Annotated in this window: 20 protein-coding genes; 13 read left to right on the top strand and 7 right to left on the bottom strand. The window is 32.1% G+C overall.

Annotated elements, in window-relative coordinates; all coding sequences use genetic code 11:
- Positions 1-67: 67 nt before the first annotated feature.
- Both H131_RS07890 and H131_RS07895 read right to left on the bottom strand, forming a co-directional pair.
- Complete coding sequence (locus tag H131_RS07890; protein WP_010858569.1) at positions 68-505, bottom strand: DUF3021 domain-containing protein; 438 nt, start codon at positions 503-505, stop codon at positions 68-70.
- 4 nt (positions 506-509) lie between these two features.
- Entirely contained in the window at positions 510-956 is a 447-nt protein-coding gene (locus H131_RS07895) for a LytTR family DNA-binding domain-containing protein (RefSeq protein WP_080647712.1), read from the bottom strand.
- Positions 957-1,129: 173 nt separating this feature from the next.
- Here H131_RS07895 and H131_RS07900 point away from each other — a divergent pair, with 173 nt between their 5' ends.
- From H131_RS07900 to H131_RS07910, 3 genes are all read left to right on the top strand, one after another.
- Positions 1,130-1,759 carry a CPBP family intramembrane glutamic endopeptidase gene (locus H131_RS07900; RefSeq protein WP_010858571.1) on the top strand — a complete coding sequence of 210 codons (630 nt, stop codon included), beginning with the start codon at positions 1,130-1,132 and terminating at the stop codon, positions 1,757-1,759.
- Positions 1,760-2,154: 395 nt separating this feature from the next.
- Positions 2,155-2,376 (top strand): hypothetical protein, encoded by a 222-nt coding sequence (locus tag H131_RS07905; protein ID WP_010858572.1) that lies wholly within the window; start codon positions 2,155-2,157, stop codon positions 2,374-2,376.
- Positions 2,373-2,714, top strand: a complete 342-nt coding sequence (locus tag H131_RS07910; RefSeq protein ID WP_010858573.1) for a YhjD family protein — start codon at positions 2,373-2,375, stop codon at positions 2,712-2,714. The genes H131_RS07905 and H131_RS07910 overlap by 4 nt, the downstream gene beginning before the upstream one ends.
- A 639-nt stretch (positions 2,715-3,353) precedes the next feature.
- Here the strand turns inward: H131_RS07910 and H131_RS07920 are convergent.
- Positions 3,354-3,680, bottom strand: a complete 327-nt coding sequence (locus H131_RS07920) for a CotD family spore coat protein (protein WP_010858575.1) — start codon at positions 3,678-3,680, stop codon at positions 3,354-3,356.
- Between the two features lie 1,003 nt (positions 3,681-4,683).
- Here H131_RS07920 and H131_RS07925 point away from each other — a divergent pair.
- A complete protein-coding gene (locus tag H131_RS07925; protein WP_010858576.1) occupies positions 4,684-6,039 on the top strand; it encodes a YjiH family protein in 1,356 nt (451 codons plus the stop codon).
- Positions 6,040-6,132: 93 nt separating this feature from the next.
- On the opposite strand, the gene H131_RS07930 is transcribed toward H131_RS07925, so the two are convergent.
- Complete coding sequence (locus H131_RS07930) at positions 6,133-6,840, bottom strand: CPBP family intramembrane glutamic endopeptidase (RefSeq protein WP_010858577.1); 708 nt, start codon at positions 6,838-6,840, stop codon at positions 6,133-6,135.
- 98 nt (positions 6,841-6,938) lie between these two features.
- On the bottom strand, positions 6,939-7,529 hold the full coding sequence (locus H131_RS24285) for a hypothetical protein (protein ID WP_010858578.1): 591 nt from the start codon (positions 7,527-7,529) through the stop codon (positions 6,939-6,941).
- Positions 7,530-7,622: 93 nt separating this feature from the next.
- Here H131_RS24285 and H131_RS07940 point away from each other — a divergent pair, with 93 nt between their 5' ends.
- From H131_RS07940 to H131_RS07955, 4 genes are all read left to right on the top strand, one after another.
- On the top strand, positions 7,623-7,832 hold the full coding sequence (locus H131_RS07940; protein WP_036129976.1) for a hypothetical protein: 210 nt from the start codon (positions 7,623-7,625) through the stop codon (positions 7,830-7,832).
- The gene (locus H131_RS07945; RefSeq protein ID WP_010858580.1) at positions 7,816-8,115 is read left to right on the top strand and encodes a hypothetical protein; all 300 of its coding nucleotides are present in this window, start codon (positions 7,816-7,818) and stop codon (positions 8,113-8,115) included. Before H131_RS07940 ends, H131_RS07945 begins: the two co-directional genes overlap by 17 nt.
- Before the next feature lie 109 nt (positions 8,116-8,224).
- Positions 8,225-8,527 (top strand): hypothetical protein, encoded by a 303-nt coding sequence (locus tag H131_RS07950; protein ID WP_010858581.1) that lies wholly within the window; start codon positions 8,225-8,227, stop codon positions 8,525-8,527.
- 24 nt (positions 8,528-8,551) lie between these two features.
- Entirely contained in the window at positions 8,552-9,205 is a 654-nt protein-coding gene (locus H131_RS07955) for a hypothetical protein (protein WP_010858582.1), read from the top strand.
- A gap of 159 nt (positions 9,206-9,364) precedes the next feature.
- Here H131_RS07955 and H131_RS07960 read toward each other — a convergent pair whose 3' ends face one another.
- A complete protein-coding gene (locus H131_RS07960) occupies positions 9,365-9,784 on the bottom strand; it encodes a hypothetical protein (protein ID WP_010858583.1) in 420 nt (139 codons plus the stop codon).
- A 64-nt stretch (positions 9,785-9,848) separates the two neighbouring features.
- The gene (locus tag H131_RS07965; RefSeq protein WP_196228873.1) at positions 9,849-10,835 is read right to left on the bottom strand and encodes a tyrosine-type recombinase/integrase; all 987 of its coding nucleotides are present in this window, start codon (positions 10,833-10,835) and stop codon (positions 9,849-9,851) included.
- A 1,131-nt stretch (positions 10,836-11,966) separates the two neighbouring features.
- Between H131_RS07965 and H131_RS07970 the strand changes: the two genes are divergently transcribed.
- The 5 genes from H131_RS07970 to H131_RS07990 all read left to right on the top strand — a co-directional run bounded on the left by H131_RS07970 (position 11,967) and on the right by H131_RS07990 (position 17,026).
- Complete coding sequence (locus H131_RS07970; protein WP_010858585.1) at positions 11,967-12,836, top strand: tyrosine-type recombinase/integrase; 870 nt, start codon at positions 11,967-11,969, stop codon at positions 12,834-12,836.
- 13 nt (positions 12,837-12,849) lie between these two features.
- The gene (locus H131_RS07975) at positions 12,850-13,656 is read left to right on the top strand and encodes a sce7726 family protein (protein ID WP_010858586.1); all 807 of its coding nucleotides are present in this window, start codon (positions 12,850-12,852) and stop codon (positions 13,654-13,656) included.
- A gap of 1 nt (position 13,657) precedes the next feature.
- Complete coding sequence (locus tag H131_RS07980) at positions 13,658-14,602, top strand: sce7725 family protein (protein WP_010858587.1); 945 nt, start codon at positions 13,658-13,660, stop codon at positions 14,600-14,602.
- 170 nt (positions 14,603-14,772) lie between these two features.
- Positions 14,773-15,603 (top strand): FRG domain-containing protein, encoded by an 831-nt coding sequence (locus tag H131_RS07985; protein ID WP_010858588.1) that lies wholly within the window; start codon positions 14,773-14,775, stop codon positions 15,601-15,603.
- 892 nt (positions 15,604-16,495) lie between these two features.
- Positions 16,496-17,026, top strand: a complete 531-nt coding sequence (locus tag H131_RS07990) for a ClbS/DfsB family four-helix bundle protein (protein ID WP_010858589.1) — start codon at positions 16,496-16,498, stop codon at positions 17,024-17,026.
- The last annotated feature ends 20 nt before the right edge of the window (positions 17,027-17,046 follow it).

Below are 17,046 nucleotides of genomic sequence, written 5' to 3' on the forward strand. Positions count from 1 at the left end.
TTTAAATACAAAAGAGGCTTATTTTGTTGACTAGCCTCTTTAAATAATTAATTTCTATCAAAGAAATCTATTGAATATTACTACTGTCTGTATGTACAATGATTTTCTGCTTCATTTTTTTCACTTCCGATTGACTATAAAAATAAAATAACAGCCAAACTAGTGCAAAAATTAATACATTAAATAGCAACAATAGAATCGTTAGTTTTATCGAAAATGTTGGAAGCCATTTTAAAGAAAAGGCGACAGCTATAAAGGTCCCTATAGCGATAAAAAAATGACAAGCACTTTGTTGTAAAAATGTTAAACGTTCTGTTCTATAGATGTATGAAGGTAGTATACAGGCAATGCCAACAGTAACTGATCCGAAAACTTGTTGTGGAAAATTAGATATAACAGCTTCTAAAAACAAATCCCCTTTCAACCAATATCCAATAAGATTTACAAAAACAAAAACTGTACAGCCCATACTTATTCCGAACCATAAATTCTTGAAAAAGTTCATGTATTTATACCCCCAAGCGCTCTTTAAATGATTTTTTATAATTGCGTGAAATGACTTCTTTTATTCCTAAAGTAAGCTCGATTTCCATTGTGCCATTAAAGGAAGCTTCAATATTTCTGATTTTTCTAGGATTAATGATGGCAGATTTAGAAATCCGAATAAAACCTTCCCCTAGTTGCTGCTCTAACTCGTACAAAGGTTTATTCATAAGTACACGATTACCATCGTCGCTATATAGTACTAAATCTTTGCCTTCCGTCCTAATAGCAATAACAGAATTAGGCTCGATAATATGTACTTTATTGTTAGCGGCCCCTGTTAAAATTTGTTGTTCTTCTTGTTGTAAGAGTGAGATTGCAGCCTGTATAGTTGGCGTTAATTTAGAAACGCAGATTGTTATGTAGGGTTCATCAATTTGTGAATCAATTTTTATGTCTATCTTCAACTCCATCACCTCTCTATAAAATATACCATAAATTACAAATCGAATAATGCAGGTTGTCATCCATAAAAAGCATTTCACCTTTCAATAAAGACATGTTACATGTAACGTATTGTTGCTAAACTTTGATGTCGTTATATTAGGCCTTAGAAACATTAATTTAATACAAGGGGGCAGTTAATATGAACGAGATCACAACGCTAAAAGAGCGAAGAAAGGCAGGATGGATATTAGCAAGCATATCAAGTATGCTTTCATTAAGTGTTATTTTTTGGTATGTAACTAATCCTAAAAAGTTTATTGAGAATGGATTGGGCTATTCACCGGAAATGTACCTGAACTTACCTATGTGGTTTTTCACTGCATTCATCGTAATCGGGTATATTTCCTATACAATGTTTGCAATACCTTTAGTAAAAAGCAATTTGTTCACATTTTCTTGGCTTAAATTGATTGGTATATGGGTTGCTATTGTAAGTGGAATAGTAGAAGAAGTCGTATTTAGACATTTGCTCATGGAGTATGTATTATCTATTGGATTTTCAAATCTTTCACAAGTATTAATCTCAGGAATTGCGTTTGGAATTGCTCATGGCGCATGGGTGTTATTGCGAGGAGAGATGAAAATTGCGCTTCCAGCAATTCTTTCAACGACAATCTTAGGTTGTCTACTTGCGATGCTCTATATTTATACTGGAAGGAGCACCTTTGCACCAATCGTAGCCCATATTCTAATAAATATGGTAATAGAGCCATGGTTGATGCTAGCTGCCATTTCAGGGAAATGGCAGCTAAATAAAAATTCATGGTAATAATTGAGAGGAATGTTGTGTAATTTCCCCTCTCGATATTAATAACTTTATGGGAAAAGGCTATTTAATTTACCACCAATGTTAAAAGAGATCGGATCTTAAACTAGCGGGGTGCTTTAGTTGAACAAGAATTAAACAACTTTATTATTGATTTTTTTCGTACAAACACATTTAAATGTATAAAAATAAACAACTTTTAAGAGCCTTATTACAATCAAATGTAGCAAGGCTCTTATATTTTCCTATCAAAATTAAATAACTTTATTATCACTTTACACATGGACCTTTTGAGTACCTGGTCCTTTTTATATTTCCATTATTTTTAACTTGCTAAAACGCAAACGTTTGTTCTAAAATAATACAAACAAATGTTCTGTATCGAGGAGTGGGGAATGATGAAAGAACAACTGATTATAGCAATGCAGCGTAACCAATTCTTGAGTATGATGTACATGGCCAAAGATGGCAAAGTGTCAAAAAGGCGTATCAAGATTATTAAAATTGTTGGTAATTCGTTTCAGGCATATTGTTTTACAAGGCAAGCCAAGCGTACATTTATGATAGATAGTGTGTTGGCAGTTGTTCCAATCATCAACAAGGAGCGTTCGGTGGTATGATAAGTTTCGAGCAAAGGCGACTACTTCATAAATTTGTGGTTTATGATATGGCCGTTCAATCATTACAGCGTGACTACAAGGTGATAGAAAACCTTAAAATGAGCAAAGTCTATTTACCGATACTTGATAAGCTTTTAGACGACATATCGCAAGAATGTTACAACGCTAAGAGATTGTTGGCCAAAGATAAAATTAGAGTCGTGAAGTGGGAAAAGAAGTGTGAATACTTTAGTGATTTGACCGTTGCCACAGCTGGTGAAGACCTAGTGTTGACGTATGCTAATCAAGCCCTGAAAACGCAGGTGGAAAAATTACTATTAAGTCACCAAAATAAATGACAAAAACAAATAACCAGGCGCTAATTTTTAAGTGAGTACCTGGTCTTTTTTTGTTATTCACCTTGTAATTCCTACTGAGGTCATTAAAGATGAACTTGAAAGCAATACGTATATCAAATAGCCCGAGAACAGAAAATGTATCAGTTCACGAAGTTTATAGAGAAGAAAATGAGATACATTTATCGTTTATGGTGGGAAACACTGGCTAAACGAATTGGCTTATGCCTTTAGTAGCAAAATGGAGGAATAAGTTGAGGGACAGTGCAGAAATATGCAAATGTATACATTTCAACTTTTAAATTTTTAGTCCACAAGACTCATTATTTTTTGCCCACAAAATGTCCACAAGAACAAATAAAACTAAATGCTTTTAAATGGGGTAAAGTCGAAGAAATACTGTTAAATCAACATTTACGATGTGTAGAGTTTCTTCTTATTAAATAGGTACAGAAACCGCACAACAGTACACCAATGGGAACGCGACCAATATTTAAAAATGTACTAAAAAATTTTACCGAGTGCCAATTAGAGGTGCTCGGTTTTCTTATGGTATAAGATTTGATAGGCCATATCGCTAGATCATGCGATTTCTACAATAGTACAAAAGCGATGAGCAAAATAAGCCCATCGCTTTCTTTATTAATAGCGCATACGTTTATGATGATGTGGCATATGGTGGTGGTGTTGCATATGACAAGGGTTAGGTGGCATTTCACAGAGTGTATGATTTTCACAGCATTCATTTACTACGGATTCTGTACAAGGGAAATAGTATTGATGATCGAAGATATGTTTGTTAACAGTTGTGATATGTGCTGGTTGAACGTGTGGTACGACAGTATGGATAAAGTTAGTGCGAACATATTGTTCAGCTGGTAAAAATTGTGGTGGATCAAATTGTGTAGGCATTGTTTGTGGCGGACAGCAATGTGGACCTTTACCATGACGGCGATTGCGATTAAACATGTTAAAACCTCCTGTTTTGATAAGTTGTCGTTCATAATTAACATATGAGATGTATGACTAAATGGTCTATTTGTATGCCTATTAAGCGCTGGTTAAATCTCCTAGGCAATAACAATAGGAGTGATACGTGATGTGCCCTACCCATTAGAAAAAGGAAGGAGGTATACAAACTAAAAAAACCTTCAGGAGGCTTCCTTTTGTGAGTTGGGAGGATGTTTTATTATGTCAATAGACAATGTGACTTGCTAAGAAGTTTAATATTTTTCATTCTTAAAGGGCGCGGTTAATATGAGAGGAAGACCATAACACGAGGCAAGGTGGGTATTGACAAATGACCTTATAGTGAAATGGCTGCAATTATTTCAATTGCATAAAAATTCACTTTTTTGCTAGGTTGAACCAAAAGCATTGTAGGAATTATAATAGTTTGATAATACAGAAACGTTATAAAATTATGAATAAATAGAGTATTGTTTTAGATTACTTCGAATACTTCAATGTCTTTATAACTTGTGATATTATGAGCGAAAACAGTATCTCCATTAGTGCACACTGAGCGTTATCCATCTCGGGGTATGATACGAGGAAATTTTGAAATAAGAAGAATATATGGGGGGGTTAAGTGTTTGAAAAATTTTCTTGTGTGACAAATAGTTAATTACTTTTAACACAAAAATTTATGTTACAAATCTAAATAAGCACTTTACACTATATAAATCCTCTCAATGGATGACAAGATTCTAACAATATTGAAGGGCTTGATGCATTGCATAGAGCATCAAGTTGAAGTCGGCACTAATGTAGAGAAATTATGAATGCGAATGTTAAATGATAAAAAAAGTAGCGCTTGGCATTCCTTGATTACTTTTTAGAGGAATGTTTTTTATTTGCCCATATTCATTCAGATGAAAAATGATATACATATCTTAGCGGTTTAATACTACATAACTAGCAAGCATGTATAGAACTTCAATTAAAAATAGAGAAATGAGGTTAAAAAAATATGAAAAAATATCCTACTTCTACCTACTTTTATTTCATTATTCCATCTCTTATTGGTGTCCTGTTATTCATGACACCAGTCTTAACAGATGCAGGGTGGAAAGTACCGATTGCTATTTTAGCAAATTTACTAGCAGGTATTGTGGCACCGATCATTAGCTATTTTACTTTATTGATGTTTGCTATTTCGGCTATTGGCTCACTTATTGCTAAATTTATTCCTCGGAAAAATACCAAGGAACCTAGTATTTTAGATACATTATTTTATGTAAATTGGTTTTGGACAATCATACGTCTTATCGGTTTAGCCTTTGCATCAATGGTTGTATTTAAGTTCGGACCAGCTGCTATTATCAATGAAAATACTGGTGGATTATTAATGGATCCTAATGGTGGTTTAGTAACATTTTTATTTACAATTTTCTTATTTGCAGGATTGTTATTACCATTTTTAACTAATTTCGGCTTGCTTGAGTTTTTCGGAACAATGATGGTGAGAATCATGCGTCCACTTTTTAAAAGCCCTGGACGCTCATCCGTTGACGCTCTTACTTCGTGGGTTGGTGATGGGACAATTGGTGTTTTAATGACGAGTAAACAATATGAGATGGGGAACTACACGAAAAAAGAGTCTGCTATTATTGCTACAAGCTTCTCTGTTGTGTCCATTACTTTCTGTATCGTCGTGTTAGAAACAGTTCACTTGGAGCGCTATTTTATCCCCTATTATTTAACAGTTGTACTTTGTGGGATTGTGCTGGCTATCATAATGCCTCGAATTTATCCGCTTGCCAACAAGGAAGACACTTATATTGATGGTACCCCAGTAGATTTATCACGAGAACAGTTACCTGCAGGTTATAATTCAGTGACACATGGTTTGGAAAATGCTTTAACAGTCGCACATGCAAATCGTGATCCTCGCCAATTTTTAAAAGATGGGTTTAGAAATGTCTTGGATTTATGGATTGGCGTAGCACCAATTGTTATGGCATTTGGTACGACTGCTTTAATGCTTGCTGAATTCACTAATATCTTTACAGTGTTAGGAATGCCATTCGAACCTATTTTAAAAGTGCTCGGCTTACCAGAAGCGTCTGAGGCAGCACAAACAATGGTTGTTGGCTTTGCCGATATGTTCCTGCCTTCCATTTTGGGTGCAGGTATTGAAGCTGAAACGACACGCTTTGTAATTGCTGTTGTTTCTGTTTCACAGTTAATCTATATGTCCGAAGTAGGTGGGCTTATTTTAGGTACAAAAATTCCACTGAAATTTTTTGATTTAGTTGTTATATTTTTATTACGTACGATTATTTCATTACCAATTGCAGCATTAGTTGCACATATACTCTTCTAATCAAAACAGCAATTGTTTGCATCTTACTAATGTAAACAATTGCTGTTTTGGTTTCATGAATAGTAACGCCGAGTCCTTTTTCCTCCTACTTTGTTATTGGACAGCTAATTTTTTCTTTACTCGTTTCCATAGGAACAACATATATACAACCAGTACCAAAATAATAACATATGCTGTGTACATCGAACTTTCTTCATTGCCCATGAAGTTGAAAAAATTATTGAAGCCATGAAATAGCATCGTCATAATAATCGACTGACCGTCTAGTATTAATAAAGAAAGAACAAGACCTACAAGTAAGGCATAGATAATTTGTACAATGGTATCCTCAACCGATTGACCGCCAATTAACTGTAAGGAATGTGTTACCCCAAAAAGAATGCTTGAAATCCAAACAGCGGCAGTAGTACCTTTAGCTAACAATATTCGAAGCATTATCCCTCTAAAAACCGTTTCTTCAATAAATGCAACGACAAACATTTGCATGATAAACATTAATAGTAAGTTGCTTAATGAATCGAAATTTAATCCCTTCGTACCGATGAAAATAATACATAAAACGAGCATAAGTGGACTATATATGAAAATATTATCTTTGCTGATATGGGTAAAGAAATAATTACGCCACTTTTTTTTCGTTGCTATATATATTAGGAGTCCTAGCGCCAATGGTATGAGCACGACAAACTGTAATAACGGACTAGAAGGTTGCTGAATGGATACATACGCACCATTTAAAATATAGAAAAATATTAATAATAACTCCAGACCTATGAGCTTAAAGACAATCTTTTTAGTCATTACGTCGAGTCCTTTCGAAGCTAATTTTGGTATTTGTATATGTTATGGCTTTAATTCTCAAAGGATTCAGGCCATAGGCTGTTTTTATTATTTTAGATTTAGGCCGGAATCGCCGAAGCCTTATGCATAGCGCATGTAATACCTGCATAGAGCAAAATACTAAAACCTAGTAAACTACTTAATAGGACATAAACTGAAGCCTCTGATAGCAGGTTATATAGTGGGATGTACCATTCGAAAATCACCATGACAATCGGAATCAATGCAAGCAGTCCAATAAAACTATAGCCACCTAGTGTGCCTAAACGGTAAAAGACCACATTCAATAAAAGTCCAGAGATGAGGAAAAATAGTAATAACATTGAGTCTAAAACGATTGTTTGTAAAAAGGAAGGGGAACCATCAAACAATAAAATTGGATGGATAATGATAATATCTTTAACATCTAGCAAGTTATAGAAGAAAGTAATCAATTTATGTGTACAAGCTATAATAAGGGCTCCTGAGATGCTGCAAACGATGAAAAAGAGGCCAACATTACACATATACTGCATACGACTTAAGCCTAGTTTTAAAAAATAGGGCATGGTTCTATTTAATATTTTTGCGCTCATCGTACTATAAAAAATATAGACAGGAATAGAAATCGTGATGGCAAAGGAAATATATTTGCCAAAAAAGGTATCCAACGATTTGTCCAACATGTCTTAAAAATAGCTGCCGTAGATGAAAGGATTGATGTGCTTTATCATAATAAAGGTTTTAGGAATCACCAAAATGAAATGGTTAAAGATATTAAACAGAAATTATCCAAAACTCTTTCAGGTATAAGTGAAATAGAAGTTAAAGAGATTTCTGAGTCGATACAAATATCAATTCTTAATTATCAGCACTTATTATTTCAAGATATATACAAGCAAGGCTTTTTAGATGGGATTGTACTCAGAGAAAAAATATCAGGGGGATCGATAAACGATGAAAGCACTTTTTAAAGGTCAACTCACGATGGATGTATACAAAATTGTAGAGAGTTTAGGGGATGAAGCGGCTACACGAAATTTAGCACATGAAGATATTACGTCTGAATTGTTTAAAGAACTAGGTACGTTAGTAGAAGCAAAAGGCTATCGTGTTCCTTACGTGGGGATAAATTTAGAATATGAGGATGTACCTACTAAACAATATGAATCAATAGTAAATAAAGCTATTAAAGAAGCTAAGAATAGTGAATTATATATTCGTGGAAAAGGGACTATAACAAATATAACCTTTTAAATAGTATTTAATTGTGCAGTTTTTTGGTAAGTAAAATCTTCTAAAAAACTGCTTTTTTTATAACTTGTAAATTCAATTTGGAAATCCTTGTATACAAGAGGTGACGTAATTGAATAATGACAACATAGAAATTGAGAAATTTAAATCCTTATTTTTAGAAGATAAAATCTATATTGCACTAAAAAAGTATGGTTATAAGGAAGAGGTGCTTTTTCCTGAGTTTATTAAAACTTTAAATGCTAAAAGGCTTTATACTTCATTAGAAGTCTCTACAATGCTTAATATGAATGTTAGTAGTTTCCGTTATTATGTTACAAACCTTTGTAAATTTGAGTATCTTGAGAATGTAAGAGAGGGGAGAAACTATAAGTTTAATTATATAAGTATTTATAAATTGTATTTAGTGCAGTAGTTTTTAAAGAGGCAAGGTAAAAATTTGAATAATGTTAAGCAATTGTTACATGAAAGCGTTGATAGTTATCAAAAAGAAATTAAATTAATAAAGAATGCAATAAAAAGACTAGATCGATATATTGGCTTCCTTTTTAAGTTTGAAAAAGGGAATATGCAAACCAATCAAGAAGTCATAGTATTAAATAAGAAAATGAGGATAGTTGAAAAAGTAATATTGTCTTGGAATGAAAATCAAGAAGAAATTTTTAGAATAGAGCAGTCCTTATATATATTGCGTAAGAAAGCTTTTGGGATAAACGACGAGATAAATATATGTTTGAGAAAGTTACTTTATCTTGAAAGTGATTTTAATATTTTGTTGTTAAAAAATGACTATTGTTCGAAAATTCATGAGCATAAAGATTTTATAAAGCAAACAAAGAATGGCTTATTTAAAAGGTTATTAAATATCAGTCCATTGGATGTAAGAGATTGTGAATGTACATCAAATTTAAGTAAACAAATCCAAGATTTAAAAAATGAAATTATTGTTGAACAAGAACGTAAAAGTAATTTAGAAAAAGAACTCTTTCTACTATATAAAGAAATTGAGAGAGAAACTACTAAGAAAATGGAGTTTACTGAAAGAAATAGAGAATTTATAAATACTTTTATATTGAATTTAAAATCTACTTAGAATAAATATGGGGTCAGAATTATTAGAGAGTGACATTTTGATGGGGTTTAAAGATGGTACCTTATTAATGACTAAATAATACAAAACATAAAGAGATGGAATAATCTCCTTTCTTTGTGTTTTGTATTATTCTGTTTTGATTATATGGAAAATGAGTTTTTAGTTTTGACTATAGTATTTCATTAAAAAATCTGTTTCTAGTTGCATTTCTTTATTTAAAGTTCTTTCTACCTCCATTAACCAACCTTTATAGCGGCGCGAATAATCAACCTTGCGAAAAGTAAAGGGATATAAGTCTTCTAACATTTCATTTTTAATAATATCTAACACAAACTCAATCTCTAAATCCCCGGGTAAATCTAAGACAAATACTTTATAATGTGTTCCTCTTTCAGCATTGAAGCCTTCTCTAATAGAGTCTTTACGTAACCCTCTTCCTTCAATTTTACGTCTCCATGCTCCAATTGCTTCTTTTAATCGATATGTTTCAATTTTTAATAAGCGTTCCAACGAATTAATTTTTTTTTCTAGTTCTACAATTTGTTCATTTTCTTCATGTTCATTTCGTATTTTAACCACATCCTTTGATATTTTAAAACATTATATCTGCAAAAAAATGATATTACTAGAGTAATTACAAATTTTATTCAGCTAAATAAATTCGAGTAACATCCTCACGGTTGTGACCAATTAATTTAGAGACTGCTAATCGTGCATCTCCTTCTGTATAACCTTTTTCAATAAATAATTCATATTGTTCTTTTGCATAGGCATGTCTAAAACTATGCATTGTAATTTCAACACCCTTTGGCCGAGTGTTGAGTGGATCTAATACTTTTTGGCGATTATTCCTAATAAAATCTTGCACACGTTGAATTACTTGATGCGCTTTCTGATCTCGCAAAACAAAAAGTTTCTCTCCGCGATTGACCTGTTGCATTGCATCTTGTAAAACGCTAAAGGATTGTGTTTGTAAGGGAATTTGTCGTATTAATCCACCTTTTCCTTTAACAGTTAGAAAGCCTTCAAGTAATGCTTTTTCAGCATCCACACGGCTTAGTCTAACCGCTTCATGTACACGTAAGCCCTGTTCACGACACAGCATAATAATAAGTGCTAGGGAAGAAGAATTAGATTGTTGTGCCAATGTTACTAAGGCTTGATATTCCAGTTCGGTAGGACGACGATCAACTCCGCCAAAGCGCCTTCTTTCTAAATGGAATTCATTATAATTTTCGCTTAAAATTTGATTGCTACTTAGCTGATAACGAGGGTTAGGGATTTGATCATGAAAATATCTGATAGCAGCTAAATCATTTTTAATTGTAGAAGCGGATTTGCCCTCGCTTTGTCGTTCACTTACATAATCTACGAGATGCTTATTTTGAATGTTAGCAAGAGTTTTTAAATTATAGTTGTCCGCTACGAAGCGGAAAAATAAGTCCATATGATTGTAGTATTGAGGTAGTGTTTTATTCACACTAACACCTTTTGCATGTCTAGCAATTTTATTTAATTGCAACATCAAATTTAAATAGGCTCCTTTATTGCACACATCTTCATTAGTAGATATGGCAATGCGAATCTCTCTTTCTGTTTTAATCCATCCTCGATTTCCGATAACAAACATTCCTTCCTTCATAGCTGTATAAAAAAGGGCAGACTCCACCCATATGTGAAATTAGCTTATCTTTATGAAATTTATATAGTGAGATATAGAAAAAGCCTGCAATAGCAAGCGTTCTTTTCTCATAATACATACTGTCTATATGGTCTTATACAATTTCATAACGATATTAAAAGTGTTAAGTAATACATTTGCACAACTTTAAGCAATCATGCTTAACGCTAATTTAGCGGGTGCAGCTCACTTATGCTTACTCTAAAGTAAGCTTCACTTTAAAAAAATGAGAAGTGAGGTCAATGTCCACAGACAAAATCCAATGACTAAATGTAACAAGTGACCTACTTTTAAAAGTAGTCGCTAATGCACTTGGCGATATTTCCTTCACTCTTGCCCATAGAGTGTTAGCTTCTTATATTTTTAGGTGTACTATCACCATATAAAATTTATCCCCAAGCTAATTTTGAGATAAGGTTTTTAGAATAACTGGTATCGAGCAACAGCTTTGTGATCCAGACCAAATCAGAATTAGGCAACAGCACAATCTGATATAGGATTTCTTCCTCTATATAAAACGCTGTGTTGGTTCAGATAGAGCAAAAATCAGCGTTCTTTTTTGCTCTATATTACAAAGATTGATGGGATTAAAATACAAACTAAAAAAATAGGATTGTTCTGTATATGGAAATCAGCTCAAAAGTGAGCATGAGGAGATTTTTGAGGGACATTCAATAAAAATTGAGTTTTTGTTAGTTTTAAAAATAAAAAGATAAAAATTCAAGTGATTTTTGAGTCCAAGAGACCGTATAAATTGTTGAGATATATAAATAAATGAAAAAGAAGTATTTTTTAATATGATAACAGTTGGTTGATATTATTCGAATAGATGTACGATAATATTTGGTGGAAAAATTCTGATTTGATTGTTTATTAGAGTGGAGCCGCAAAAATAACCGATAAAATTGAATTTTTATTGTCATCTAATTTTTTGAAATACCAAACCCAAGAAATTTGAAACTCTTATAATATACTGAGTGGGCCTTTAGCAATAGTTTAAAATTATGAAAATATTGCTTTTCATAACTTGATGATGATACATTTAAAATATCTAAAAAATCTAAGGGGTGTTATGAAATATTGGACGAAATAGTGAATATTGATGTTGTGTTTGCAGATAAACCAGTGGAAGATACGATTAAAGCTCAGGTTAATAAAAGGCTTAAAGTATATGCTGGTGATTTTAAACGTTTTGAAGAACATTGTTTTAATAATGGTCATTTCATAACTTTTGAATCACTTGAAGTATATTTATATAAAACAATCCAGAGTGGACTGAAGTTGACTACATTTAATAGAAGAAGCGCGGCAATCAAATATCATTTAGAAAATTCATTTGGTCTGTTGCAAACAGAAGAGCAGCGAAAACGTATCAAACAGTTAAGAAGTATTTATAATAATCATGAACGTAGTGAACAAAAAAGAATACGAGGGCAATCAGCTCTACCAAAAGAAGAAGTAATAAAGCAAATCAATCAACTTGATACAAGAGCCAAAGCAATTTCTTTATTGAATTTAATTACAGCTTGTAGACCGAGTGAAATGATTAGACTAAAGGTGAAAAACATTGATTTAATTGGACGATCTGTGAACGTATATATGCAGAAGCAAAGTGAAGGGCAAGTAAAGCGACTGACATTAGAGTGTGTTAATACGGTAGGAGCGTACATAAAAAAATATGGTTTAACAGGGGAAGATTATTTTGTAGGGAAAGTAGATAAGCATGGTAATTACTATAGCTCATGTATTAGTGATACTGCGTATCGTAAAACAATTCACAAGTGGCTTGGTTTTGCGCCGTACACACTAAGAAAAACCCAAGTAACAGCTATGCATGAAGCTGGTGCTGATGTTGCTACAATTGCCAAACAAAGTGGACATAAGAGTTTGGAGACAATCACGAAACATTATTTAGATGTTAATGGTATGACAGTAGATGAGTACTTATAAAAGAGGTGCAAGGATGGAAAATACCAATGACATACAAAAGTCATTAGCTAATAAATATTTTTCTAGAAAAACAATAGATGAGATAATTTCTTCAAAAGCAACAGTAAAGAACGATTGGGAAGATCTTTATATTTATCTAAATAAAAACTATAGAAATGAATATTATTATAAAAATACCTTATTTAATAAATTTGTTATAGGAAAATATAGTCCTAGAACATCTTATGCAACTGGGGAGGTAATAATAAATAGGTCACGAGCAGATTTTTTACTTGTTAATAATAATGATGCTTTTATTTTTGAAATAAAAACGGAATTAGATACTCTAGACAAATTAATTTATCAAGTAGAAGATTATTATAAAGTTTGTTCAACAGTATATATTTTAGTTTCTGAAGATAAATACTATCCTGCATATAAGTTGCTTAAGGATTATAAGGTAGGTATTTGCGTATTAACCAAGACGAATACGATAAGTATTCGCAAATTACCAGAAGAAGATAATTCACGATTAAGTCACGAAGCTTTATTTAAATTGTTGAGAAAAGATGAATATGAGTATTTAATCGAACAAGAATTTAAGAAAATTCCTAATCTAAAGGAAGTTCATAAATTCAAAGAGTATATGAAAAAATTTAAGTTATTAGATATAAAAAAATGTCAAATTATAGTTTTTAAACAATTAAATAGAAGGAAAAAGGGGGTGGATGTAGAATATATAAAAAGAGTGCCGTTTGAGTTAAGGTGGTTGGTTTATCAAGCGAATTTAAATAGAAAGAATTATGAACGGCTCTTGGAAAATATTCTAGGAGGGAAATAGTGTGTACTTTCCATTTTTACGCGGTAAGCAGAACGAATTGATTGCAATTCGTGATTTAGTTCAACAAGGAGTTATATCTGAAGAAATTGTACCTGTAGTCGAACCTATCAAATACTCATCTACATTAATTAGTACAATTGAAAAGTTTATTGAATTTCAAAGAGAATTAGTAGTAATAGTCAATCCTATTGTAGGTGCTTTCATTGATGATTTAAATGAAGATGAGGAGTATGTTATTAGGATAAGGGAGTTGCTACGTAGTCCTTCAATTACAATAGGTTACTATTTATATGGAAACTCAGTTGAAGATTTAGAAGCGATTACAGAAGCATTTGGAATTAGTTTAGAGCAAGTAGCGATTATTCATAGAGATATATCTAATTTAAGTGTTTATGATACGCTATATAATGAAGTAATACCAAGATATAATTTTATTCCAAGTTCTACTGAGTTTAGAGTTCGTTTCGCTAATCAAAATGCAGTACTATTAACGGATCCATTTGTTAAGAGAGATCGAAATGTAGATTATGCAGATATAGATGAGCCTTTTTCATCTGAACATCTCTTTTATCAGCAACAAGGGTTTATAGGTTTTTCTGATTATTCAGTAGTTGGATCGGACTATATAGATGGCGGATTTGGAGCTTTGGCAGTAGCTATTCATATTGTCTATTTAGATAACCAAAACAATTTAAGGATACGACATTTTATTTCTGATTCTAATGAAGATAGAACAGACCCAAGAGGTAAGTTCTCAGAAGCATTAGTAAAAGTAGTTACGTGGTATAACGATAAAGACGATCAGCGATTAAATACATCTGGTTTAGCAACGTTATTAAACTATGATGAAACAGGTACATCTACTAGTCTTGGAGTAGTTAAACGTTTAAGTATCATGCATCATCTAGAAATTATTAATGGTATTTTGGTACCTATCCCTCGTTAATTAAAGTAATATTTACATATATTTTTCTCCATTAAAGAAGGTTATGTAAAAATGAAAAATGAGGTAGAGATTGGTTTTGTATGGAACAAAAGATAATATACAGATTTAAGTAGAATAAAAATTATAAGAAATTATAGTATTACTATCGAAATATGGAAGAAGGACTAATGATGCTTAATAATACAGAGATTATAGTTGAAACATGGGAAGATGTACAAAAGTTGCTTTTTAATTTTGAACCAGAGAATGAACTTTATCGATTTAGATCATCATATGCCTATCGAGGAGTAGACAGTGCTGAATACAAACTAGAAACAAGCTTAATGAGGCTGAATAATACCACTGCAGAAAAGCATCTGTTAAGAAACTTTAAAAAATATGCAAAATCAATTTTAAAAGATGATCAAAATATATGGGAGTTATTAGCTGTTGCACAACATTATGGATTACCCACACGCTTGTTAGATTGGTCATTTTCACCATATGTTGCTTTGCACTTTGCTACATCAAATACTGATAAATTTAAAGAAAATGGAGCTATCTGGTGTCTGAATATTCCTAAAGTTCATGAACTTTTACCTAAACCATACAACGAAAAATTAAAATCAGAAGAATCTTACGTATTTACAGTAGATATGTTGAACGATATTACTCAAGCAAATACCTTATTGGAGTTTGATAATTCAAAGGAAGGAGAGGACTTTGTAATATGTTTGGAACCACCTTCAATTGATGAAAGAATTATTAATCAGTATGCAATGTTTACAGTAATATCAAATTCAAACAAAAAATTAGATGATCTATTAAAAAATCATACAGATATATACCAAAAGATAATTATTCCTGCCCATTTAAAACTTGAGATACGTGATAAACTGGATCAAGCTAACATAAATGAGAGAATGATATACCCCGGTTTACAAGGTATAAGTACATGGCTAAAAAGATACTATGAAAATTTGGATAATAAAATTGTAGCAAAACCTGAGGTTCGGGTGTAGTAGAGATTTATAGGTGAACCCACAACTACTTAATTTGTTTGTCCCTTATGCGCACTCACCATATTAATGAAGCAATACCGCGGCATAACTCGCAAATAAATATATTATAGGTCTTACTGTTTTTACTTAATGTCAAAGCTAAGAAACAGCAAACTTAATATTGATTGAAACGTAAAAAGCAGAGACTTTAGAATTTTTATAATGCATTTCTAATATACCATCTGCTTTTGTTTTTTAAAGTTGAAGTGAGCAAAAATAATAGATGGTACCTCCTTTATTGTCTTTTTGAATAAGCTGTTGAAGCATATTTTTAGCTCGTTTACCAATAGACTAATTGAGGATTTAAAATTAATTATTAGTTTAAATAAAGCGGAATTATATATCAAGAATACATCCAATTGTTCTTATATCTCCGTAAGCAAAAATTTATATTTTTTCTCATTTTGGGTCAAATTGTGGGTCAGGATTTAAAACAGGTGCTGAAAAACCATTGAAAACACTGGTAATTCAGCACTTTTTATATTTTCCGTTTCAAGACCCGACGTCTCCATACATTGGAAACAAAATAGTTTCAAAAAGTTGTGACGTAAAGCATAAAATTTCCGTTTGGAAGCTTTATGCTTTATTTTATTTTAGGAAACTTTATGCTTGATTTTAAAAAGAGAAAATACTTTTCCCCTTTGGATCTGGTGATCTAAAGGGGTATTTTTATAGTGGGTAGAACCTCTGAACAATAAAAGTATTGGTTATTGTTAATAATCGAGTTATTCCATAATCGGGCCATTATCTGGAATAAGGTAAATTGAACTAACAGCATTAATAAAAAAAACAAAATCAGCTTAAATCAACAATATTCTCTGTTAATATATAACAAAAGGGAGGGACTACCAAGGTGACTAGAAATGAAAAAGAAATTTTATTACTGAATAGTGACAAAAACTTTAATTCATTACTTGAAATAATTGAATCAGTACCTAGTAGAAAAAGGGGTATTTCCATTGAAACTCAAGAAAGGGATAAGAGTTTTCGCGATGTATTAATGCACCTGTATGAATGGCATGCAATGCTGGAGAGATGGTATAGAGAAGGAATGAATGGAGATATCCCATTTATACCAGCACCTGGTTATAAATGGCTTACTATAGGGCTACTCAATATGCGAATTTGGGAAAACTATCAAGATGTAACATTAAATCAAGCTATAAAAAAATTGAAGCTAAGTCATGAACGAGTGATGGAATTAATTAAATCACATACCAATGAACAAATCATGACAAAAAAACATTATAAATGGACAAAAACAAGTAATTTATATAGCTATTTTGCAGCAAACACTTCCAACCATTACATTTGGGCTATAAAAAAATGTGAAGTTATTGCAAAGTCTATAAAAGAAGTGGAAGAGGAACAGTTTGTAAAATAATGTACTCAAACTAACAGTGC

Source organism: Lysinibacillus sphaericus OT4b.31, from assembly GCF_000392615.1.
Lineage (GTDB): Bacteria > Bacillota > Bacilli > Bacillales_A > Planococcaceae > Lysinibacillus > Lysinibacillus sphaericus_B.